This window comes from Nostoc sp. (assembly GCF_036918245.1).
In the GTDB taxonomy this organism is placed as follows: Bacteria; Cyanobacteriota; Cyanobacteriia; order Cyanobacteriales; family Nostocaceae; genus Nostoc.
In genome coordinates, this window is record NZ_JBALEF010000054.1 from 20053 (window position 1) to 43009 (window position 22957).

At 40.5% G+C, this 22957-nt stretch carries 19 protein-coding genes and 2 pseudogenes; 15 read left to right on the top strand and 6 right to left on the bottom strand.

Annotated features, from left to right (window positions below; all coding sequences use genetic code 11):
- Positions 1 to 354: 354 nt before the first annotated feature.
- The gene (locus tag V7L12_RS14225) at positions 355 to 1143 is read left to right on the top strand and encodes a DUF1868 domain-containing protein (protein ID WP_335084967.1); all 789 of its coding nucleotides are present in this window, start codon (positions 355 to 357) and stop codon (positions 1141 to 1143) included.
- Positions 1144 to 1213: 70 nt separating this feature from the next.
- Here the strand turns inward: V7L12_RS14225 and V7L12_RS14230 are convergent, their stop codons facing one another.
- Positions 1214 to 1999 (bottom strand): RDD family protein, encoded by a 786-nt coding sequence (locus tag V7L12_RS14230; protein ID WP_335084969.1) that lies wholly within the window; start codon positions 1997 to 1999, stop codon positions 1214 to 1216.
- Between the two features lie 45 nt (positions 2000 to 2044).
- A complete protein-coding gene (locus V7L12_RS14235) occupies positions 2045 to 2890 on the bottom strand; it encodes a hypothetical protein (protein WP_335084971.1) in 846 nt (281 codons plus the stop codon).
- Between the two features lie 80 nt (positions 2891 to 2970).
- On the opposite strand from V7L12_RS14235, the gene V7L12_RS14240 reads away from it, so the two are divergent.
- The 8 genes and pseudogenes from V7L12_RS14240 (at position 2971) to V7L12_RS14275 (ending at position 10217) form a co-directional block, all read left to right on the top strand.
- The gene (locus V7L12_RS14240; RefSeq protein ID WP_335084972.1) at positions 2971 to 3924 is read left to right on the top strand and encodes a stage II sporulation protein M; all 954 of its coding nucleotides are present in this window, start codon (positions 2971 to 2973) and stop codon (positions 3922 to 3924) included.
- Positions 3925 to 3930: 6 nt separating this feature from the next.
- Positions 3931 to 4202 (top strand): annotated as a pseudogene (locus V7L12_RS14245) (phosphate ABC transporter permease PstA); the annotation flags it as partial.
- A gap of 605 nt (positions 4203 to 4807) precedes the next feature.
- The gene (gene pstB / locus V7L12_RS14250; protein ID WP_335084974.1) at positions 4808 to 5587 is read left to right on the top strand and encodes a phosphate ABC transporter ATP-binding protein PstB; all 780 of its coding nucleotides are present in this window, start codon (positions 4808 to 4810) and stop codon (positions 5585 to 5587) included.
- Between the two features lie 186 nt (positions 5588 to 5773).
- Positions 5774 to 7051 (top strand): IS1/IS1595 family N-terminal zinc-binding domain-containing protein, encoded by a 1278-nt coding sequence (locus V7L12_RS14255; RefSeq protein ID WP_442947887.1) that lies wholly within the window; start codon positions 5774 to 5776, stop codon positions 7049 to 7051.
- 81 nt (positions 7052 to 7132) lie between these two features.
- The gene (locus V7L12_RS14260; RefSeq protein ID WP_335084979.1) at positions 7133 to 7837 is read left to right on the top strand and encodes an SDR family oxidoreductase; all 705 of its coding nucleotides are present in this window, start codon (positions 7133 to 7135) and stop codon (positions 7835 to 7837) included.
- Between the two features lie 106 nt (positions 7838 to 7943).
- Positions 7944 to 9020, top strand: a complete 1077-nt coding sequence (hppD, locus tag V7L12_RS14265; RefSeq protein WP_335084981.1) for a 4-hydroxyphenylpyruvate dioxygenase — start codon at positions 7944 to 7946, stop codon at positions 9018 to 9020.
- On the top strand, positions 9017 to 9457 hold the full coding sequence (locus tag V7L12_RS14270; protein ID WP_335084983.1) for a GNAT family N-acetyltransferase: 441 nt from the start codon (positions 9017 to 9019) through the stop codon (positions 9455 to 9457). Before hppD ends, V7L12_RS14270 begins: the two co-directional genes overlap by 4 nt.
- Positions 9458 to 9524: 67 nt before the next feature.
- The gene (locus tag V7L12_RS14275; RefSeq protein WP_292856695.1) at positions 9525 to 10217 is read left to right on the top strand and encodes an HAD family hydrolase; all 693 of its coding nucleotides are present in this window, start codon (positions 9525 to 9527) and stop codon (positions 10215 to 10217) included.
- A 155-nt stretch (positions 10218 to 10372) separates the two neighbouring features.
- Here the strand turns inward: V7L12_RS14275 and V7L12_RS14280 are convergent, their stop codons facing one another.
- Positions 10373 to 10999, bottom strand: coding sequence for a CPP1-like family protein (locus tag V7L12_RS14280; protein ID WP_289798780.1), 627 nt, complete (start codon positions 10997 to 10999; stop codon positions 10373 to 10375).
- Between the two features lie 650 nt (positions 11000 to 11649).
- On the opposite strand from V7L12_RS14280, the gene V7L12_RS14285 reads away from it, so the two are divergent.
- Entirely contained in the window at positions 11650 to 12369 is a 720-nt protein-coding gene (locus tag V7L12_RS14285; protein ID WP_104905561.1) for a response regulator transcription factor, read from the top strand.
- Between the two features lie 381 nt (positions 12370 to 12750).
- Positions 12751 to 14178, top strand: a complete 1428-nt coding sequence (locus V7L12_RS14290) for a GUN4 domain-containing protein (RefSeq protein WP_335084987.1) — start codon at positions 12751 to 12753, stop codon at positions 14176 to 14178.
- Positions 14179 to 14862: 684 nt separating this feature from the next.
- Here the strand turns inward: V7L12_RS14290 and V7L12_RS14295 are convergent.
- A pseudogene (locus V7L12_RS14295) lies at positions 14863 to 15054 on the bottom strand (DUF2811 domain-containing protein); the annotation flags it as partial.
- Between the two features lie 486 nt (positions 15055 to 15540).
- On the opposite strand from V7L12_RS14295, the gene V7L12_RS14300 reads away from it, so the two are divergent.
- Together V7L12_RS14300 and V7L12_RS14305 are read left to right on the top strand one after the other, a co-directional pair.
- A complete protein-coding gene (locus V7L12_RS14300) occupies positions 15541 to 16800 on the top strand; it encodes an MFS transporter (RefSeq protein WP_335084989.1) in 1260 nt (419 codons plus the stop codon).
- Positions 16801 to 16964: 164 nt separating this feature from the next.
- Positions 16965 to 17858, top strand: a complete 894-nt coding sequence (locus tag V7L12_RS14305) for a phosphotransferase family protein (protein WP_335084991.1) — start codon at positions 16965 to 16967, stop codon at positions 17856 to 17858.
- 16 nt (positions 17859 to 17874) lie between these two features.
- Here the strand turns inward: V7L12_RS14305 and hisIE are convergent, their stop codons facing one another.
- A complete protein-coding gene (hisIE, locus tag V7L12_RS14310) occupies positions 17875 to 18525 on the bottom strand; it encodes a bifunctional phosphoribosyl-AMP cyclohydrolase/phosphoribosyl-ATP diphosphatase HisIE (RefSeq protein ID WP_335084993.1) in 651 nt (216 codons plus the stop codon).
- A 229-nt stretch (positions 18526 to 18754) separates the two neighbouring features.
- Here hisIE and hemL point away from each other — a divergent pair, with 229 nt between their 5' ends.
- Together hemL and V7L12_RS14320 are read left to right on the top strand one after the other, a co-directional pair.
- Positions 18755 to 20053 carry a glutamate-1-semialdehyde 2,1-aminomutase gene (gene hemL, locus V7L12_RS14315; RefSeq protein ID WP_335084995.1) on the top strand — a complete coding sequence of 433 codons (1299 nt, stop codon included), beginning with the start codon at positions 18755 to 18757 and terminating at the stop codon, positions 20051 to 20053.
- Positions 20054 to 20778: 725 nt separating this feature from the next.
- Positions 20779 to 21699, top strand: a complete 921-nt coding sequence (locus V7L12_RS14320) for a polysaccharide deacetylase family protein (protein ID WP_335084996.1) — start codon at positions 20779 to 20781, stop codon at positions 21697 to 21699.
- Between the two features lie 76 nt (positions 21700 to 21775).
- On the opposite strand, the gene V7L12_RS14325 is transcribed toward V7L12_RS14320, so the two are convergent.
- Positions 21776 to 22660, bottom strand: coding sequence for a fasciclin domain-containing protein (locus tag V7L12_RS14325; protein WP_335084998.1), 885 nt, complete (start codon positions 22658 to 22660; stop codon positions 21776 to 21778).
- Between the last annotated feature and the right edge of the window lie 297 nt (positions 22661 to 22957).

A 22957-nucleotide genomic window follows, 5' to 3' on the forward strand; every position in this document is an offset into this window, starting at 1 on the left:
GTAGTAGATTGGGAATGGGGCATTGGGGAGCCAGTGCGTTGCGGAGGTTCCCGACGCTCGATTACTCGCTAACGCTGCGCTATCCGTTGTTCGCGCAGCGTCTCCGACAGGAGAAGCAACTGGCGTCATTGGGCATTGAGAAGAGACAAGGTAGACAAGGAAGAGGGGGGAGATAAGGGAGAGACTTGTTCAATAATTCCCCCTTGTTCCCCTTGTCTTTTCGTCTCCCCTGCTCCTCTGCTCCCCTGCTTCTTCATCTCCCCACTCCCAAAAATTAAATACTTTTGAAATCATCCTGTTAATCAAGGTAATTTTCCCTAAAATCTATCAAGTGAGAGCGTGAGGCTATGAAGATTGGACGACAACTATCAAACTTACTTAAATCGGTTAGCAAGACTGACGCTGCCAGAAGCCTACAGATCCCAAGCCCAGCATATTCAGGAATCTTCTAAGTTTCAGCCACATTCTGGGTTGAGACAAGCAGCATCCTTTCCTGGCTATACGCTAATTACCCCGCCGGCAGAAGAAGAATCACACAACTCTGCTTTCTATGCCAAATTACAGACTTATCAACAGGAACTTTTGCAGTTGCCTGTAAACCGTAATTTGATTGTACCTGTACCTCCTGCTAGCTTCCATCTGACTTTAGCGGATTTAATTTGGGACAATGCTTACCTTGATGCCTACGAAAAAAATCCTCAATTTGACGAGGAGTTACACTCTTGTTTAGCTGAAATATTTCAAAAATATCAACAATTGATGACAAACAGGAGTCATCCAATTAAATGGCAAATGCTGGGACTAATACTGATGCCAAGAGCTGTAGCCATTTGTTTAGTCCCCCAAGATGAACGCTGTTACGAGGAAATTATTCAATTTCGCCGAACAATTTATCAAAATCCCAACTTAATTGCCTTGGGTATTGAGCAGCATTATCACTTCACAGCCCATATTACATTAGCCTATTTTGGGGAGGTTTCATCTGACCTAGACCGCATAAGCTTCAGCACTATGCTTTCTCAATTGAATGAACAATGGCTGTTGAATTTGCCAGAATTTTTGATCGATGGTGTTGAATTACGAAAGTTTGACAACATGACACGCTATTATCGTGAACCAGACTGGCCGATTTTGGATTTTTAAGTAATCAGTTAGTACGTTAGTAGTCAGTAGTTTCCACTCACTGACTACTGACTACTCATTATTAATTAGCTTAAAATTTCGGTTGTTGATAACCAAGGTAAATTGCTTCTAAAAATACATCAGGCGTAACAGCTTCTGGCAATTTTTCTAAATTAATAATAGCTTTAACTTGATCGGCTAGCTTTAGAGATAGTGAGGCTCTTGCCTTTAACGACATTGCACCACGTCGCTGTAAATACTCGCGAATCACAGCGAAATCATCTGGCATCAATTGCGAGAAATCAGCAATTTCGATTAACTGTTGATGAAGTCCTTTTGCCTGTTCTGAAATTGTCAATCTTGCAGATACAGTCGGTGTTTGGGCTTGAATGACAATTGTGCCAGCAGCCAAATCACCTAAGCGCTTTTCGCGGCTACCCAACATAATTAAAAAAGCACCAATAAACAAAGTTTCATCAAAGGGCCGCAGTAAAGCACGTAGCGTTGCTTGTTGTAGCCCGATGAGTCTACCATCATCTCGAACTACGCGAATTTTAGCAACCCGTTTACCAGGAGTTTGCCCAAACCATAATGTTTCAAAAAATACAAAATAGCCGATGTAAATTGCAAAGGTGATAATGAAAAAAATTGCTAACAACCAAATGTCTAAACTTGGTAAATTTGTAAAAAAGTATTCAACAAAATTTAACAGCTGTGTCGAGAAGACACTCCAAGTAAGGACAAACAGAAGCAAAGTTACACCCAACACTGTATAGTCAATCAGGAGTGCCAAGGCTCGATTACCGATTCCCGCTAGAGTGAATTCCAACTCTACACTTTCTGGAGTCTGGAATGTGATGCGATTAAAAAAGCGCATATTTTAACTAATTCAAAATTAATAGAGTTGGATTAAGGTGTTGGGTTAACGAAAATCTTGCGAGGGAGGTTCTCGTAATTGTAAACCTAGACCTTCACGCCGACTACGCAAGTCCAAGTATAAAACAGCTTTTAGTGCTTGCCAGAATGGCATGACTAAAACTCCACCGATCAAGCTTCCAATCACAGAAATAATATACACAATCGAGTAAATAGCAGTACCAGGCTCAAGCCTGATTAGGAATAAGCTAGGTATATAGTTTAATACAAACACCAACGGCATTGTAACGATAAAAGCAACTAAAACAATGCCTTGAATGCGAAAAACTGAGGCTTTAGTTAGCTCCCAACTTCTGGCAACACTTTCGCCACCATTGATATTTTCCTCAACTGCTAAAGGCACTTCAGCTACTATCCAACGGGAGTAGAACCAGGTTAGTCCTAATAATATAATGCCTGCCGTTACAATTATTGCCAATGTGGTTATGACTATAATGCCTGAAGTACCTAATATTCCTCCTAATGCTACTCCGATCAAGCCAGCTAGTACACCGCCGACGATCGCTAGTCCAATATAAATTACCAGTAAAGATATACCTACTTGCAAAGCAACTCTTAAAAATGACCAAAGACGTGGATTAACATGGCTTCTGGCAGTTTGAACACCTTCAGGCTGGTAAATCAATTCTCCAAAAGCCAAGCGTGAAATTAGTCCAGAAATGGCTGCATATTTTGCCCAACCATACACAGGAACGAGAATCCACAAGTGAGCGATCGCAGCTAGATTAAGATAAGTCTTCAAATGAGAACGATACAACCGTACCGCAGCACTGACAACGTTACCGATACTCAGTGGTTGTATCTGGCCGGAAGATCCAAAGTTTTCAGACATAATGCTAAATTTCCCTTTAAATTACGGAGATGAATTTGAGGCTATCTTAAGCTAAATTAAACTCAGTGTTCCCAAAATTCATGAATATTCAACGTTGGATTGCGCGACGAGAACCAAATTGGCAGCGTTTAGATGCCCTATTAAGGCAGATAGAAAAAAAAGGGTTAAAGTCCTTACGGGCAGCAGAAATTAGAGAGCTAGCGAGTTTGTATCGTTCAGTGTCCGCAGATTTAGCACGTGCCCGCACTCAGCAAATCGGCAATACTTTGATCCAAAGTTTACAATCTTTAACAACTCGTGCCTATACGCAGATTTACCAAGGTTCGCGGCGACAAGAATGGCAGGCAATCCTAGAATTTTACCGTTGGGGATTACCATCTGTAGTCCAGAAAGCATTTGTATACATTGCTGCGGCAACGGCACTGTTTTTACTAGGCGCACTAGTGGCTTGGTGGTATTCCTGGCAAAACCCCAGCTTTATGCCTTTGATTGTACCTGAAAGCTTGATTACCAAGGTGCGAGATGAGCATAAATTATGGATGGGTTCAATTGTCGGTGTTGAACCTCTGGCATCTAGCGGGATCGCAATCAATAATTTGTCGGTGTCTTTTGGGGCTGTCGCTGGTGGTATAACGGCTGGAGCATACACAGCCTATTTGATGATATTTAATGGTTTATTAATTGGTGCTGTTGGTACTTTAGTTGCCCAAAATAATCTGGCTTATCCTTTTTGGGCCTTTGTGTTTCCGCATGGTTCCTTGGAATTACCTGCAATCTTTTTTGCTGGGGGGGCGGGATTATTATTAGCAAGAGCAATTTTATTTCCTGGTAAATATCGCCGTGGAGATGCACTGAAATTTTATGGTTATCAAGCAGTGCAGCTAGTATTTGGGATTGTACCAATGTTGATTATTGCTGGTGCGATCGAAGGCTTTTTCTCCCCTAATCCGAGCGTACCTGAGCCGATTAAATATCTAGCAGGAATAGGATTATTTATACTTTTAGTAATGTATTGTAGCCGCAAGCAAAAATAAAATTATTTGGCGGCAGAATTATGCAGTCCTCTGCCAACAGAGCGAGTAATATTTACCTATGCAATGAATGCGATCGCTTTTGGTTTGACAGGTCTAGTACTCATTCCTTTATTATCAATTTTGTGGGAATTTTCTTAGCAGAATTTGGTCAAACTAACCCAGTTGCTAGTATTGTTCGTTTTTTCACTAGTATTATTACAGCCGTGCCTTCAATTGTTGTAGGCGTATTTGCTTATGGTGTGATAGTTTTGGTAACTAAAGGATTTAGTGCGATCGCAGAAAATTCTTAATCGCATTAGCGAATTAGAAGGTTTAAAAAAGTTACTAATTTATCTTTACAAAAAACTAACTCCTCACTATCCATGAGGATATATGATACTGATGTTTTGATTTATACATAAATATTTTAAATCGAAATAGACCTAATCCTTTTTCATAAGCAAGGATGCTATGTAAAGGATGTTTTAAAAGTCATGATTGATGTATCAAATATTTTTTTACCTCACCCTAACCCTCCCCTTATAAAGGGGAGCCACTGCGTTGGGCGGGCAATGCCCGACTTGAAGCATGTGGCGTGAGGGAACCGGATTTTCTTGTTTCCCCCCTTTATAAGGGGGGATTAAGGGGGGTAATAATTCGATTAAAATCACAACATACTACTTTTCAAACAACCTCTAAGTCAAGGTGCAAAAAATGGGTATAAAAAGTCTGCAAAAGATACATTTTGAAACACAGTCTTGATACAAATAGCTAATAACACTTTATTTGCTGTATAGCTACGTAAGTTCCATGAATATATCCTTTTGGGAGTAACATAGTGAAACAGCATTGCTGATTTGTACTGTTTTAGTTTGTCAAGTTTTGTTTCATACGTTTTGGGAATATGAGTAAACTAATTCCAGCCATCAGAGTCAAAAACTTCAGCTTCTATTACGAAACTAAAAAGATAGTTGAAGCCGTGTCAATGGATATTTATCAAAACCAAGTCACGGCAATTATTGGTTCTAGTGGTTGTGGGAAGTCTACTTTTCTTAAATCGTTAAATCGCATGAGCGAATTAGAAGCAGAAGTAAGGGTTGAAGGAAGAGTAGAATTTTTCGGGCAGAGTATTTATGAGCGTCGTGTCAACATCAATCGCTTACGTCGCCAAGTTAGTATGGTTTTTCCCAAACCAAATCTTTTTCCCATGAGCGTTTACGATAATGTTGCTTATGGGGTGAAATTAGTTGGATGGCATCCGAAAATAGAATTAGATGGAATTGTTGAATCTGCCATCAAAGCTGCCGAACTTTGGGATGAAGTAAAAAATAAGCTGCACAAATCTGCTTTAGAGCTTTCTGGCGGTCAACAGCAAAGATTATGTATTGCTCGTGCTTTAGCAGTCAAACCTAACGTTTTATTGATGGATGAACCTTGTTCAGGTCTCGATCCTATGGGTAGTATGAAAATCGAGAATTTGATCCATAACTTGCGTTCTGAGTTGACAATTGTGATTGTTACTCACAATATGCAGCAAGTTACTCGCCTATCTGATTTTGCGGCTTTCTTTTATAGTAATGAAAATCGGATTACTCAAATGGTTGAATTTGGTACTACAAATAAAATCTTTACTAACCCTGTGGATTCTCGCACCCGCGACTACATTTTCGCTCGCATCATTTGAAGTGTTTCTTAAATTCTAGCTATTCAGAGGGTTACTACATAGTGCAAGCGGAAATCAGGGGTTAAATTGAATTTCCGCTTGCTTTAAGTTTTTCTGGTGTTGAGCAACGCAATCTGATATTGACAGTATTTTTTTATACTATATATTTAAAGACAAGTATTTGCTCTAGACCACCTGAATCACAAAATGAAATGTCCCCGGTGCGAATCTACTTCATATCGTAAAAATGGTCGTCGGAATGACAAGCAGAATTACCTCTGCAAAAATTGTGGTAAACAATTCCTTGAGCCTGCATTCTCTCATTCCTTAGAAACTGACTTGCTTGCTAACAGCAACGGACATACTAAAGTATCTACGTCTGAAGCGACAGAACTTTCTTTAGTAAAAAACCTGCCAGAAAAAAAAATCACAGAGAAAAGTCTTGGCTCTTTTAGTTTGACATTAGCTGAACAACTGCTGCAAACGATCTTATCGCCTGGTTGGTTAGAATCTGCTGCGTTCAGCCAATTTATCCAAAAATTTCAACAAAAAACTGAAATAAAACATCAATTAGAAACAGGAATATCACTTCTACTTTTGGATGTAGAAAACTTAAAACTAGATGTTAGTTCAGAATTATTTTTAGCTAGTGTCTGCAAGTATCCTCTCCAATTTAAAATGGCATTTGCTAACTGGAGAAATCCAAGTGTTGGAAAGCAAGATATTGAACTATATAACCGTGGCTATCAACTTGTCCACGTACCAGAGGGTAAGGATAGTGCTGATGCAAAAATGATCGCTTTCGGTGCTTGTGTTTTACGCTCTTATCCAACAGTTAAAGAAATATTAGTCTGCTCTAACGATGGAATTTTAATTCACCTTTGCAACGAACTCCAAAACCAGGGATTAATTGTCTATTGGGTACGTAGACAAGGGCAAACTTTACATATAGAAAACCGGAATACTGGCAAATCAACTCATTATTCTTTAGCAATGGCAACAGAAGTTCCATCCTTGGAAAAATTGGTTGAGCAAATTCAAGACTTAATTAAAAACGAACAAGATTCTATTAATACTCGATTACACAGTTTAGCAACTATTACAAGTTTATTTCAAGAAAGATCCAATATCAATAATAAATCTAATCATAAGCAACCAGAAATTGAAGAAATTGTCCCTATTATAGATAATTCATCTCTACAATCTATTCAAGAAGAAGATTCTGCGGAAATCCCTAATGAAAAAACATTAGATAAATTACTATTAAAAATTATTCAAGATATACAAACAAAGTCTCCCCAAACTAAATTATCTGTGTCCAAACTAGGTTCAGAGTTACGTAAAATAACTGGAGAATCTCCTAATTCAATTATTAAAAAATTAAAGTTAGGTTCCAATTTTACCAAATATCTAGAATCATCTCCCACATTTACATTAAAAATGAATGGCAAGGAATATGAGGTAATGCCGCTACTCTCTGAATAGATACTTTCTAGATGTCTACCTACAATTTGAGCCTGTAATTCTGTATTATCTAAAAAGATGTAAAGAAATATAAATAATACGATGCAGGATAAAGTTGTTGTTATTGTCGGTGCTACTGGTGGTATTGGTTCAGCTTTAACACAAAAACTTGCGCCTACCGGAGTCCGGTTAGTACTAGCTGCCAGAGATACAGTTCGTTTAACCACACTGGCTGCTGATTTACCAGGACAAGTTTTGACTGTTGGCACTGATATTACTGACCCTCAACAGGTAGATACTTTGATAGAAAAGACTATCGCTGAGTTGGGTCAAATTGATATTTTAGTGAATGCAGCTGGTGCTGGTATACTCAAGCCCTACAACAGCCTGGAACCCGCTGATTTAGACAAGATGTTAGATGTCAACTTAAAAGGTAGTTTTTACACCACTCAGGCGGCTGCTGAAGAGATGCAAAAGCGCAAGTCTGGTCACATCTGTAATGTGGTAGGAATTCTAGGCAAGCACTCGATGGGGATGGCAGCGGCTTATTCTGCTTCTAAGTTTGGTGTTGTCGGTTTTAGCAAGTGCATGGCAGAAGAACTCAAGCGTTTTGGTATCAAGTTCACGCTATTCTACTTTGGTGGGGTAGATTCTCCTTTTTGGGATAACGTCAACCTAAAAGTAGACCGAAAAAAAATGCTCAGTCCTGAAACTGCTGCCAATGCAATTTTCTTTGCTCTTTCTGCCGAACCGCAAGCTGTGCCAATGGAAATTAACATTCAACCTGATAGTCATTTATTCTTTTAAAGTGGGAGTACGCTTACATAATTCTTGCTTAGGAAAGAAGTGAAAATCTAGCAAATAAGCCAAAATTTACAGATATATAAACTGTTATGCTGGATTTTCAATATCTATGAAAATTGATCACGTTCATTTCTATGTAGAAGACGCCAAACTGTGGCGGGATTGGTTTGTACGCCATCTTGGTTTTCAAGCAGTAACCGATCGCATCAGTTCATTTCACACTTGTACAGAAGTGGTGAAAAATGGTGATGTCTGCTTTTTTCTGTCTTCACCACTGTTGCCTACAAGTCCAGTAGCTGAGTTTCTGCGTCAATATCCACCTGGTGTGGCAGATGTCGCTTTTGCAGTCGAAGATGTCGAAGGCGCGATCGCCCTAGCTCAAAAACATGGTGCTACAATCCTACAACCCATCCAGGAACGCCAGGAGGGTAAGGTATTCATCAAATGTGGCAAAATTGCCGCTTGGGGTGGACTGACTCATACTTTGATAGAAAGGTCATTAGTCAGCGGTCATTTGTCATTGGTTTATGACAGAGGACAAATGACTAATGACAACACTTTTACCGCCATAGATCACATAGTGCTAAATGTAGCAGTTGGTGAATTGGATCGTGCTGTGGCTTGGTACGAAAAAATCCTAGATTTTCAACCCCAGCAGGCATTTAAAATTAAAACCAATCGCTCTGCTTTACACAGCCAGGTGATGGTTTCGCGCAATGGTAGCGTTCAATTGCCCATTAATGAGCCGGCTACCAGCAATTCTCAAATTCAGGAGTTTCTTGATGTCAATCGGGGGCCAGGAATTCAACATATTGCTTTGCGGACGACTAATCTTGTAAGTGCGATCGCTAAATTTCGTGCCAGTGGTTTATCCTTACTCTCGGTTCCCCAAACCTACTACTCGCAGCTAAAACAGCGACCAGGACTTACACTGTCACCCTTAGAATTAGAAGCGATCGCTCAACAGGAAATTCTGGTGGACTGGCAAGAATATACTCCCGTAGGGACAAAACAAACCGCGCCCCTACTACTGCAAATTTTCACGCAGCCCATTTTTGAACAGCCGACATTTTTCTTTGAGTTTATTGAACGCCGTTTCCAAGCTCAAGGTTTTGGTGAAGGTAACTTTCGCGCCTTATTTGAAGCTATTGAAAGCGAACAAATCAAACGTGGTACTTTGCAATGATGCCTGAGTACAAAATATCAATTGAAATTCAGCCAGACTCCAAACAAGTTGATTTTGTAGATAAGCAACTTCATAAATTTAATGTAAGTAAGATTGGAGATTACCAATATACGCCACTGTTTCTATTGCTTCGTGATTCAGAAGAAAATGTAGTGGGTGGCTTGGAAGGTTTTATCGGCTTGGGATGGCTTCATATCGGTACTCTTTGGATTGCAGAGGAGTTCAGAGGTGATGGATATGGAAAAGCACTACTTTTGGTAGCAGAGCAAGAAGCTGTTAATCGTAGCTGCTTAAACGTATATGTTTTTACTTACAGCTTCCAAGCTCCTGAATTTTATCAGCACTTGGGGTATGAAGTTTTTGGAGAGTTAGCGGATTTTCCTCCAGGTCATCGTCGATACTTTCTTAAAAAGAATTTACAAAAAACCCTTAGCTAAACTTGATAGTCTCCAAAAATAGCCATACATCTGAGATAATTTTAATAAAAATTAACATTTTCCGCCGATGCTAAGACTGATTACTGACTTCGACGGCCCAATTATTGATGTTTCCGAACGCTACTACCGCGTTTACCAATTCTGTTTAGATAAAACCCGTCGCCCAGATCAAGTAGTTCAAGAACTTCCGAAAGCAGAATTTTGGCAGTTCAAGCGATCGCGTGTTCCTGAAAAACAAATCGCCTTAAATTCCGGGTTAGACGAAGCTCAAGCCCAAGAATTCGCCCAGTTGCGGCGGCAAACTGTGCATACAGAACCTTACTTTCACTATGACACTCTCGCGCCTGGTGCTGTGGATGCACTGTTAAAAATTCAACAAGCTGGAATTGATTTGGCAGTGATGACGATGCGCCGATTTCGCGAACTAGATTATGCCTTCCAAAAACACGATTTAGGGAGATTTTTCCCAGAAAATCGTTGTTATTGCTTGACTAACGACTACGTTAAAACTCGCGATATTGAAGATAAGCCCTTGTTGATGGCTAGGGCATTAAAAGAACTGCCCCCGTCTGCTGATACCTGGATGGTGGGGGATACGGAAGCCGACATCACCGCTGCGAAAAATTATGGGATTAAGGTGATGGCTGTGGAATCTGGAATTCGCGATCGCACCCAACTAGAACTTTACCACCCCGACTTAATCGTTAAGGATTTTAGCGCTGCTGTAGATATAGTTTTAAAAGCTAAACACCTTGTCTAAAAAGGCTCTGTAGCTGCAACAGATTCAATTAATCAGCATTCGGGTTGCAAATTAAAATAGGAGTCAGAATACCTATTCTGACTCCTGACTTTTTTATCTCAGAAGAACACACATAAACTATGTCTTCTTTATACAAACCTGCTTACAGGAGTGGTTTAACGTAGAAAACTACTAACTAACCACAACAATATAAACGTCACTACAGTAGAGAATTGATTCGTTTCCAGACTGATAAATGATATTTGTGGTAAGAGCCAGCTAGCAACTAGTCCCCCAGCGATTAGGCCAATTATTAAACTGACCAGGGTGAACAAAACTGCTCGGCCAAATTTGCCTTCCTTGCGATTAAGAAAGTAAATACTAGTGCCGACGCCAACCACCAATGCTAACTGCAAAACCTGATCGCCTCCCTCTGGATAGAACAGGCTAATAGAACTCAAACCGAGAAACCAAGCTCCTGGTAAGAGTATATCCGCAGGCGTTGGCTGATCCAGCATCCGTTGCAGCCATGCAGGTGACTGCTCGCGAGGGGTTGGACTTTCTTTAGGAGGCGATTGCACTCGCAACTCTGGAAACCGTATCCGCTCAGGGACTTTGATTTTACCTTCCTGGCGCATCCGTAAGCGATCCATTAAAATCGCATCGTAAGCCGCCTCAATCACTTCCAAATGCTTGGCATCGCCATTATGTTGCTCGAATAGGCGATTACGAGCATCCTGAATTTCATCGAAGCTAGCCTCTTCTGATACCCCAAGTTTTTCGTAGGGATTTTGATCGCTCATGGGAGTTTGTTACTTCAGCCTCAGTCAGCGGCAGTCTTTTATCGAATAAAAAACAGCTTTAGGTTTTAATTTTGATCGAAACTAAAGTCTCGACCTATTTATATGCCCTACCAGGATAGTAGCACGGGTTAGTTTGATCGACTTTGTAATTTCAACTATAGTCACTTTAACATATCGCTAGAACTCCGTGTATACCCTCATGTCGTTGTCTAATTCTGGCTCTAATCTAGAATTTGAACGGAGAGTACTTAAAATTCATGGTTTTTATGAAAAAATCAACTTTATTGTTTCAAATTTGGCAACTTACTGTGCCCTAAAAGAGTTTTTTTTAATTATACTGAATAATCGCTTGTGGTATATATCCACATATCGATTTAAAATTGAAACGTTTTAAGTTACCACCTAACTGGGATCAAGAAGGTGTCTTGCTATCAAGAACGGTTGCAGTTAAAGTCAGAGCGCTTATATACTGTTGGCTAATAGAAGTTTCGCCTTCTCATTGCCCACAATCCTGATTAGAGTATTTATTTTTGAACGATCGGGATTCTTATACCGTAGCCATGTAGATTCTTAGTTAGTCCCAAAGTGGCAACTGCGTTTTTACGCAACTCTCTTGTTAATCTTACGAATTTTTGTGCAAAGTAATGGTCATGGCTCCTGCCAAGATTCTTGTTGTTGACGACGACCCTGCGGTTCGGAATTTAATCCAACGCTTTTTGATTAAGCAGAACTATCAGGTGGAGGCTGCCGAAGATGGAAAGACAGCCTTAACTCTATTTGAGCAATTTAACCCTGATTTGGTGATTCTAGATGTGAATTTACCAGATGTCACAGGGTTTAACCTCTGCCAAGAGATGCAAAGTCGTAATGGTGTTTTTGTTTTGATGTTGACTAGCCGGGCTGACGAAGCTGATAAAATTCGCGGCTTTGCTAAAGGTGCTGACGACTATCTCACCAAGCCTTTTGGGCTAGGTGAGCTAGAAGTCCGAGTTGGAGCTATTTTGAGGCGTCAACGAGTGATAACTACGGCCGAGCAGAAACGCTTGGTATTTGAAAAACTTATGATTGATCCAGTGCGACGGGAGGTAGCACTTAATAACCAAGCAGTACCCTTAACTGCTCTGGAATTTGACTTGTTGCATTTTTTAGCTAGTCATCCAGGTCGAGTTTGGCGGCGGGCAGAACTAATCCAAGAGGTGTGGGACTATGAATATGTCGGCGACCAGCGGGTTGTAGATGTACATATTGGCCAAATTCGCAAGAAGATTGAAATTGATGCTAGTCAGCCAGCATTAATTCAAACTGTACGTGGCGTAGGTTATAAGTTTGAATCTGCTGCTCACCCCCAGCAGTTGGAAGGCAAATCCTGAGTTTATAGTCTAGAGTTTTTTAACTCTTGACTGTTAACTCTTGGGGGAGCCATTAGTGAATTTCTTTGGCTTTAGTAAAAGACAAATTTAGACAATCAAAATAAGTAGATATTTCTCAAATACAGACCAAACAGTTATTTGAGATATTTATTTATCCATTTAAGACAGTGGACAGGGGAGAGTCCACTGGAAAATATTTCTTGGCATCTGACAGTTTTGGTAGATATAAGGGTACTTAACTTGGAGTTTGTAGCGGTGCCTAGCTATAGCTGTGCATTGGTTTTAACTTAAGGTGAAAAGGGAGCAACGCTAAAAATACCGCTTATAATAGTTGGTTATTTGTAAAAGTAATAACTAAGTACAAAACCCGGAGCATTTTTTATGGGAATCGGAAATATTTTTTCAGGGATTTCTGATTTTATCGGTATCTTTAGACGCAGCGATGATAGCGGAGATCGCTATTTATCTTCTTATCAAGCTTCCACTACTGCCACATCAAGAAAAGAGAAGCCTAAGCTTAATAAAAATTCATCTGCTATCAGCAGCAAAAAACAATATACCCCTCCTGTTAAAAAAGAGCAATCTCTTCAACCACTTTGGCAAAAACCAGAAAATTATGATAAGAACGCTTGCCAACTAATAGTTAACTGCTTAAAGCAGGTTAAGTTAGACCGTGCAGAATCATCGGTAGAAAAATTACAGAAGCAGTATTCCTACAAAACTAATCGTGAACTTGCTCGTATCCTAATTGTTAAAAAATCGTTTGCTTTAGCTAATGTAGCTTTGGATAGTAGAGATCCCGGAGCTTTTGCTGATAAAAGTGCAAAAGAAATTCTTGAGGGAATGGAAACCGTTCAGATACCTCGAATCGTCAGATTTTCAGCGGAAATGATTTATCAAATTGCTCTGATATACGGTCTTCCTTTCCGCTATCTAAATTGGGAAGTAGAAGTTATTTCGGTTTTTTATGCAGCGCTTTTAGGTGATGTTGCGACTCAATATGGAATAGATTGGCTTAAGTTTGGTACTAGCCCAGAGAAAAGCATTTCATCTGAAATAAAAGCTTTAATGATCTACGCTATAGGAGAGACAGCTTGCCTATTTTATGAAAAAATACATTTTCATGACTTCAATCCCTTTAAAAAAGCTAATGCCTTCAGTAAAATAAGCAGACAAGCCCAAAACTACCTAAAACTATTCAATTCAGAAGCAAAAATTAAGAAGATGGTATCAAAGGAAATCGAAAAAGCATTTCCTATTGAGTATCATAAGCTATGTGACTTACTAGAAGCAAAATCGTGGAAAGAAGCCGACAGAGAGACTTTTGACATTTTCTTAAAAATAATGAGTAGGAAAAAGCTTAAATTGTGTGAAGCAGTGCTTCTTGCAAATGCAAAATTTTCTTCTACAGTCTGGATATCAAAACTGGATTATGAGGATCTAGAGATTCTTAATAATATTTGGATAAAAAATAGTGATGGTCACTTTGGATTTGCTATTCAGAGTCAAATATATATGCAAACCCAAAGCCTAGAATGTTTTTATCAGGGTGTGGGGTGGAAAATTAATTCTGAATTAAAATCCTACAATCAATTAACTTTTGACATAGATTCTCCTAAAGGCCATTTACCAGGATTTTGGTTATATCCTGACTTTCCTATCGAGCCGGATAACACAATAGCAGATTGGCTAACAGTTTTTTTTAAGTACGTTTCTAGCCTACCAGTAAAAGTAATGGGAATAGACGATGCGGAACCTATAATTGTTAATAGTAGTGAGCAATCACCAGATGTTAATAGTGATGACTAAACAAATAGCTATTGAGAGTATAACGACTAATCAGTAGCCAATGGGAGCATCGCCTACTGATTCAACTCAAAATGTCGTACCATCCGCAAGATAAGCTAATCGTCATTCATTGTCACTGAGAGCTAGAGTCAACTAGCAGCTTTCATCCCCGACTTAAAAGACGTTCAATCTTCAAAAATTTTTGGGTTTTGAAGATTGAACTTCGGAGCTTTCACCCTGCATTCTTATAACAAGTACTAAGGGTCAGCTAATATATTCAAGTCTTGCCTCAATTGTAAATATTGCGCTATTGCCAACTAGTTTTAGCAACACGAGAAACTATTGGAACCTTTTTAAGGATCAGAATCTACTGATCTTTTTTGTTGTAATATTACCCCGATATGCCCCAATACGGTTCGGTTAAAAATATTTGTAGGTTGGGTTGAACTTTAGTGTTACCCAACAAACCCCGCAAAATGTTGGGTTTCGTTCCTCAACCCAACCTACGCATTTTTCTTTTTTGGGCTTAACTGAACCGTATTGCGATATGGCCGATCGCTCGCTATTAGCTTAAAATCCCGTTAATGGGGCACGGCATACCGTGCCCCATTAATCGGGGAATAACGCCCTTCATACCAGTACCTATGGGGTGTCTAGTAAATTAGCTGTTGCTGGTGAGTCGGTACAGGGCATTTCTACTGTGGAGTGGTGAAACAAAGTTTCTAGATAGACTCGCGCAGCACGGCGATCGCTATCTCCATTTTGGAGTAAAAACAATGATAGCGCCGCCGTCAATACTCTGTTTTCATCCCAATCGGGATGGGTTTCTAAGTAGTTTTTTAAGGATTCGTGGAGTGTTTCAGGAATTTCTGTAAAGATACTAACCGTTGATTTCATGAGATTTTCCTCCTATGAGGATAATCAAGAGGGACAAGTTGCTTGCGGTAAAGCGGTTTAGGGCTTCACACGCTCTTTCGCTATCCCGACAATCTCCGCTGAAATCTGGTGGTAATATATTTTACACATTTGATGCCAACGGTTGAACAGGATTATAAAAGCAAGCCGCATCATTGTGCGCCAAGAGGGGGTGGGTTTGTCAATGCTGCGAAATGTTAAAAACGATTGTATAAAAAATAAATGCGAACGAAAGAATCGGGATTTAAGTTGGTTTTTTGTTACTTTACTTCATAAAAACTCAGTCCTTAAACTTCTTTGCTACTTATAATCAACAATCCCCAGTAAGACAGCAAGAAGCCTATTAGCTCGTATAGCACCTGTGGAAAACTGCTAAAATCCCTGTGGAAACCCTGTGGAATTAGTGAGGAAAATTGCAGCCAATGATAAGAATTACCAAAATGTCAACAAAGCATGACATTTAAACTCATGAAATTAGCTTCTCAATCTCACTTGTCATCGTGGTTGCCCTCGATACATCCCCAAGTCTGGATTTTCGCAATTGGTAGATTTTTCTCGGAAGTTGGCACCGGCTGTACCCTGTTTTACGCCCCCATCTTTTTTGTCAATGAACTTGGTTTATCTGCAACCAGTGTTGGGGTAGCCTTGGGTAGCGCTTCGATTTCCGGCATCGTCGGGCGGATTGCAGGTGGTTCTTTGGCTGATTCTGGATATTGGGGACGCCGCCGCACTCTGTTGCTAGCGACGGCGATTTTAGCAATTGCTTCTCTAGTTTTAGCTGCAACCAATAATTTCACTTCCTTGGTAATCGGTAGCTTGATTAGCGGTTTAGGAATAGGTTTCTATTGGCCAGCGGCTGAAGCTGTGGTTGCTGACGCTAGCCAAATTGACAATCGTCGGGAAACTTTTGCGATCGCCCGACTAGCTGATAACCTTGGATTAGCGATCGGAATTGTCCTAGCAGGGTTTTTGATCGCGATAATTGGGAGTTATCGATGGCTATTTGTGATTGATGCCATCTCTTTTATGGTATTTTTTGGAGTTGTCTATGTAGGGATTAGTGAAACTGAACAACAGCAGATAGGAGAATCTGAAAAGGTAGAACTTTTTGCTGCTTGGATGGCAGTATTAAGAGATGGGCGTTTCCTGGTCTACATAGCAGTTAATATATTCTTTACAATCTATATTTCTCAAATCCACAGCACCCTGCCGCTTTACTTCAAAAATTTTGTCCTTGTCGAAAGTACTGCCAAGGGATTTACCGAAACTACCATTAGCGGACTATTTGCTTGGCATCTGGTGTTCGCAATTATTTGTCAGTTGCCTGTCACCAGCATCTTAAAACGCTGTTCTCACACACTCGCACTCACTGTTTCTGCGATTTTCTGGGCAATTGGTTTTGGACTGATTTGGGTAAGCGGTACAGCCCCATCTGATCATCTGCTTTGGGTAACATTGGCATTGGGAGTATTTGCTGTGGCAATTGTTTCTTATACCCCATCTGCTGCTTCTTTAGTGACTGAGTTAGCCCCAGAAAATCAACGCGGCGTTTATTTCTCCATTAACGCTTTGTGCTGGGCTGTTGGCTCTTTTATTGGTCATCCTTTGGGTGGATGGGCATTAGATCAACCACAAATTATTACCAATACTTACTGGCTAGGTTTCATCTTGAGCGTAGCGATCGCTGTAGCAATTTTACAGTACCTCAATCGAATTTTGGCTGATTAACCACCAAAATGGTATTATGCTCATGTTTAGCGATTTTTTAGGGAGTTAAATCACAGTGGTACGTTGATACAACAAATAGGCAAATTATTATAAGTTGCTGCGATCGGGCTAAAAGTCCGATAAGTTTTGATTTTTTGTTTGTTGTGATTGCGTCAGAATTTACTGTGAATATTCCTTCCTCGTATCTCGAAAAAATTCATGCTGTCTATCCTAATATCTCTATTGAGCATCTTGACTTTAATCAAGATGGAATGGTTAACGATATAGTAATTGTTAATCATGAGCTTGTATGTCGCTTTGCCAAAGATGACTGGGGAAAACAGGTACTTTCCCATGAAGCTAAGGTGTTGGAAGTGGTGCAAAATTATGTCGATCTGCGAGTTCCGCACTTTGAACACCTGGAAGAAGGCTTTGCTAGCTATAGATTTATTAAAGGTGAACCGCTATCTCGTAACACCTTGCTGAAGTTGAGTGAAGCATCACAAGCGCGTGTCATCTCGCAACTAGCCAGATTTCATCAACAATTACACAGCATTCCAAATGAAGTTTTAGTTAATGCTGGGGTGTCTTGTTCTGGTGCAGAGCGTTCCCTTGAAGATTGGTTGCAGTTGTATGAGCAAGTTCAGGAAACTCTCTTTCCTCACCTGTGGCGTCATCAGCAAACTTGGATACACGAACTTTTTGCGCCCGTAATTACAAGTGAACTTGACCTCAGCTACACACCCGTACTGATCGACGGCGACAAGCCAGTGTATCACATTCTGTTTGACCCGATCTCAGAGAGCATCAGCGGTCTGATTGATTTTGGTACAGCTGGTTTGGGAGATGCAGCTTGTGATATTGCAGTGCAACTTGGTAATTACGGAGAAAGTATTGTGCGGCGTATGGAAAGCGACTATCCTATGTTACCGAATGTCATCGACCGGGCGCGTTTCTGGGTGGGGACACTTGAACTTCAGTGGGCTTTGGCTGGAGTAAAGTTTAACCATATCTCATTGTCGTTGGCACATATTGGTTTAGCCAGAGAGGTTCAACCTATGGGTACACGGTTAAGTTAACCTTTGCCTAGATTCTTTATTGACGACGTTCTTGGAGCTTGCGATATACCGATTTTAAATCCACTTGATGGTGAGCTAAGGCAACCAAAGTATGATATAGCAAATCAGCCACTTCACCTGCGATCGCATCTTCTTGATCATCCTTAAAAGCCATTACCACCTCAGCAGTTTCCTCACCGATCTTTTTCAAAATTTTGTTATCGCCACCTGCAAATAGTTTACAAGTATAAGAACTTTCAGTAGGATTATCGCGGCGCTCGCATATTATTTGAAACAATTGTGACAATGTATCCCCTGGTGGTGCAGCAATTTTGCCTTCTACTTGGTGAAAACAACTGCGCTCTCCAGTATGGCAGGCAACATCTCCTAATTGTTCTACCCCAATGAGCAGCGCATCACTATCACAGTCATAACGGATACTTTGCACTTTTTGGATATGCCCAGAAGTCGCCCCCTTGTGCCACAATTCTTGTCGGGAACGGCTCCAAAACCAAGTTTCTTCAGTTTCTAAAGTCTTTTGTAACGACTCCTGATTCATCCACGCCATCATCAGGACAGTACCATCTAGATAGTCTTGGACAATTGCAGGCACCAGACCCCGTTCATCGTAGCGAATTTTCTCAACCGGGATGGTGTAATGCAGCGATCGCGAATCGTTAGAAGACATACCAGCTAGTTTGCTCTCATGAGAATGATTTATGGATTCACGATACCATTCAGAATAGACTAGCTGATATATTTTTTGGAATTAAATATCTAAAATCAAGTCTTCATTGGACTTGCATAACATATTGTTATTTTTTTGGTTCAGCTAATTTTATAGGATAGAAATTCTAAGCAGTGTTTGACCCTATTCTAAGATAGAGCGTTTTATTGCCCACTGTTAGGAGAGAACTTTGGTAAATACCACAATTAAAACAACAAAATCACAAGAAGTCTTCGCCGCTGCTCAAAACCTCATGCCCGGAGGAGTCAGTTCTCCAGTTCGTGCCTTTAAATCGGTGGGTGGACAACCCATCGTTTTTGATCGTGTTAAAGGCGCGTATATTTGGGATGTAGATGGCAATAAATACATAGACTATGTAGGCACTTGGGGGCCAGCTATTTGCGGTCATGCTCATCCAGAAGTAATTGCAGCGTTGCATGAAGCTTTAGAAAAAGGCACCAGTTTCGGCGCTCCCTCAGTTCTAGAAAATGTTTTGGCAGAAATGGTCATCGATGCCGTTCCTAGCATCGAAATGGTCAGATTTGTTAATTCGGGGACTGAAGCCTGTATGGGAGTTTTGCGGCTGATGCGGGCTTTCACCAACCGAGACAAAATCATTAAATTTGAAGGCTGCTATCACGGACACGCCGATACGTTTCTAGTAAAGGCGGGTTCTGGTGTTGCCACACTTGGCTTGCCAGACTCACCGGGAGTACCTAAAGCAGCAACTAGCACCACTCTAACTGCACCTTTCAATGACCTAGAAGCAGTCAAAGCTTTATTTGAAGAAAACCGCGACGAGATTGCTGGTGTCATTCTTGAGCCAGTCGTCGGCAATGCTGGATTTATCGCACCTGACGCTGGCTTCCTTGAAGGGTTACGGGAACTAACTCACGAGTATGGAGCGTTATTAGTATTTGACGAAGTGATGACAGGCTTCCGCATTGCTTACGGTGGCGCTCAAGAAAAATTTGGCGTCACTCCCGATTTAACAACCTTGGGTAAGGTGATTGGTGGTGGTTTGCCAGTAGGGGCTTATGGCGGCCGTCGAGATATTATGTCAATGGTTGCGCCCGCTGGCCCCGTATATCAAGCTGGGACTCTTTCTGGTAATCCTTTGGCAATGACTGCTGGGATTAAGACTTTAGAATTGCTGCAAAAGCCAGGTACTTACGAGTCTCTTGAGCAGATTACTAAAAAGCTAGCAGATGGTATGCTACAAATTGCCAAAGAAACTGGTCATGCAGCTTGTGGCGGTCAAATCAGCGCCATGTTCGGCTTATTCTTTACCTCTGGCCCAGTTCATAACTACGAAGATGCGAAAAAGTCTGATACAGCCAAATTCGGACGCTTCCATCGCGGAATGTTAGAGCGCGGTGTTTACTTAGCACCCTCTCAATTTGAAGCTGGGTTTACGTCTTTTGCTCACACTGAAGAAGACATTGAGCAGACTTTAGCAGTTGCACGGGATGTAATGTCTAGCCTGTAACCTATTAAGGGTAAGGGATTTCCAAATAAAAAGTATCCTATTAACTCTTGTGGGGTGGGCATCTTGCCCCACAAAATGGATGATTTATAGGAAGTCCCTTTTTTGAGACAGAAACAAGCGTGCGGAATTTTCGGACTCACTCTAAAGCATTATTTGCAAAATTTTCAGCAGTTAATGGTGTTCAATCGTCTTACGCGGTTGAGAATCAAAGAAATTTTTTAACAGGTTTGCTCTCTACCGTCATTACTCAAGGAAGGTCATATCTTCGTCATCATTTCGCAATGGCTTCGTCAATAGAATATGCAATATTTAGCCTACATTAAGATTTATAGTTAATGAGGCACGAATTAATAAATTATAAGGGATTAAGTCCCTCGCAACTAAGAAGTGGCAACTTTTGTGGCTCTTGTCTCGATCTCCGTTGCAAAACTTAACTTAATTACAAATTATTTTACTTGCCTTTTACAGTTCTTGAAATTCCCCTCATACCCCATAGGTTATAAAAATTAACGCGTAAGAAGGTTCTCACCTTCATGCTGAGGGTTTTGCTTATAAATATTAGATTATCCATCGGGTAAGGTATTTTTTCCGAGTCAGGGTTGGAGCTAACTTTCAAAAATATACTAATCATAACTGTAGCTTGTATGGCAAGGCTTACCAGAGTATAAAAAGCTGCCATAAGTATTGTGAAAAAAAAGATGGTTCGACCTTGAAGGAGCTATGAAGTGGACGACAATAAGTCATTTTTTGGTCTGCAAAAAATATTAGTTACGTTGCTTGTCTTGAGTGGCAGTGTGAGTTGTGGCATGATGATGCTTATTAAATCAAGCTCCTCTAATGCTCAAAGTACAGAGAATATAAATGTAAACAATCTACCAAGCAAAGTTGGAATTCAGCAGCGGATTGAAGAACTAAAAGCGATGATGCTTAGAAGTTGGCAGCAACAAGTACAAACAAAAGGTTTTTCATCTACTGTGCCACAGCGTTTTCAAGGAGCAATAGTTAATGCGGCAAAACTTACTCCCGAACAGAAAGTAATTGCGCTCACCTTTGATGATGGGCCATGGCCTGAGAGTACCGGGCAAGTACTGGATATTCTCAAAAAAAATCAGATAAAAGGGACATTTTTTCTCATTGGGCAAAACGTGAAGAATTATCCAGGCTTAGTGAAGCGGGAAATTGCTGAGGGTCACGTAATTGGTAATCATACTTGGCATCATTGGTATCAATTCTTGAATCCACAAGCAGCTGCCTATGAAATTGACCACACAGCAGACTTGATTTATCAAGTAGCAGGGATTAAAACAAATTTATTTCGACCACCAGGGGGAATCATGCATAATGGGGTGGCTAGTTACGCTAGAAATAGCAAATATGCCATCATTCTCTGGTCATCTGACTCCGTAGACTACTCACATCCTGCTGTACCAAAATTAATTAATAATGTGTTTAGGAGGGCCAAGCCAGGTGGAATTGTGCTAATGCATGATGGTGGTGGTAATCGCTCTAAAACTGTGCAAGCTTTACCAGAAATTATTGCCAACTTTCGGAAACAGGGCTATAGGTTTGTTACGATTCCTGAACTTTTAGAAATGCAAGATAAAGATCAAAAACTGACTGCAAACAAAAAAACCGTCCAAAATTAATATCTGAACGGAATTTTAACAGATTAATATTTTATGCAAATCTAGTTATGTTGCCAGTTGTGCTGATATCTTACAACTACAAGTCAGGAGGTAAAATCACCTGATCGATTGCGTGGATTACGCCGTTACTACCTGTGATATCTGCCTGTGTGACTTTAGCATCATTGACGGTAACACCAGTAGCAGGATCAACTTTTACATTGATTGTGCCGCCTTCAAGGCTTTTAACTTCGCCAGACTTCAAATCAGCGGATAATACCTTACCAGGTACTACATGGTAAGTTAAAATCTTCAGCAATACTTCTTTGTTATCTGGCTTTAACAATTCTTGCAAAGCATCTGGTGGCAACTTAGCAAAAGCTGCATCTGTGGGTGCAAAAATAGTTAAGTTATCTTTGCCTTGCAAAGCTCCGGTTAATCCTGCTGCTTTCAAAGCCTTAGTTAAGGTGGTAAAGGAAGCGTTTGACTCTGCCAAGGCTAACAAGTTTTTGCCTTGATTGTCGCTTGCCCCTGGCCCTGGTGGAGTTGTAGTCGGTGTCTGAGTCGGTGGTGTGGTAGGTTGAGTTTGTGGGATAGTACGTGGGGTGCGGGGTGTAGATTCACTAGGGGATGTAGGTTCGCTAGCGGGTGTAGGTTCACTAGGTGTCACACTACCACCACCACGGTTATAGGGAGGCTCGTTGAAAATACTTGGTTTGGGATTTAGCGTTCCACCACTATTCTGTGCTATCGGTTTGCGTTTAGTATTGCCCTTTTCTATTTGGGAAACAGCCTCAGCAGGTGTGTATTGAGCGTTTGCTTGAATGCGTTGACCCTGGTTATAGGGGGCTTCGTTGAAAATACTGGGGTTAGGATTTAGTGCCTCTTTCGCGTCAGATGGTAAAGTAATAAGGACGCTGAAACTACTCAATCCTGCTATGCCTGCCAACGTGGTCAGCAATTTGCTGTAATTTGTCTTCATAAATTTTGTTTTTCTTTTTGTCCACAGATTACATAAAGATTTATAACATTTTGCTATGCACAAAATCTAACTCAAGAGGGAAGTAAGATTTTTCTCTAGAAGAGTTTGTGCTAGTGAAGTAAAATGTTTAACCTCCACCCAAACTGATAAGTATTAAATATATCTACCATATATTTAATATAAATTGAGTAAATTTTCTCTATCACACGAAAATAAGTTAAAAAGCTCCACTTGATGTCACGTAAATTGTCAGAAAGTGTGAAAATCTCATATCTACAAGTTATGAGTTAGAATAAG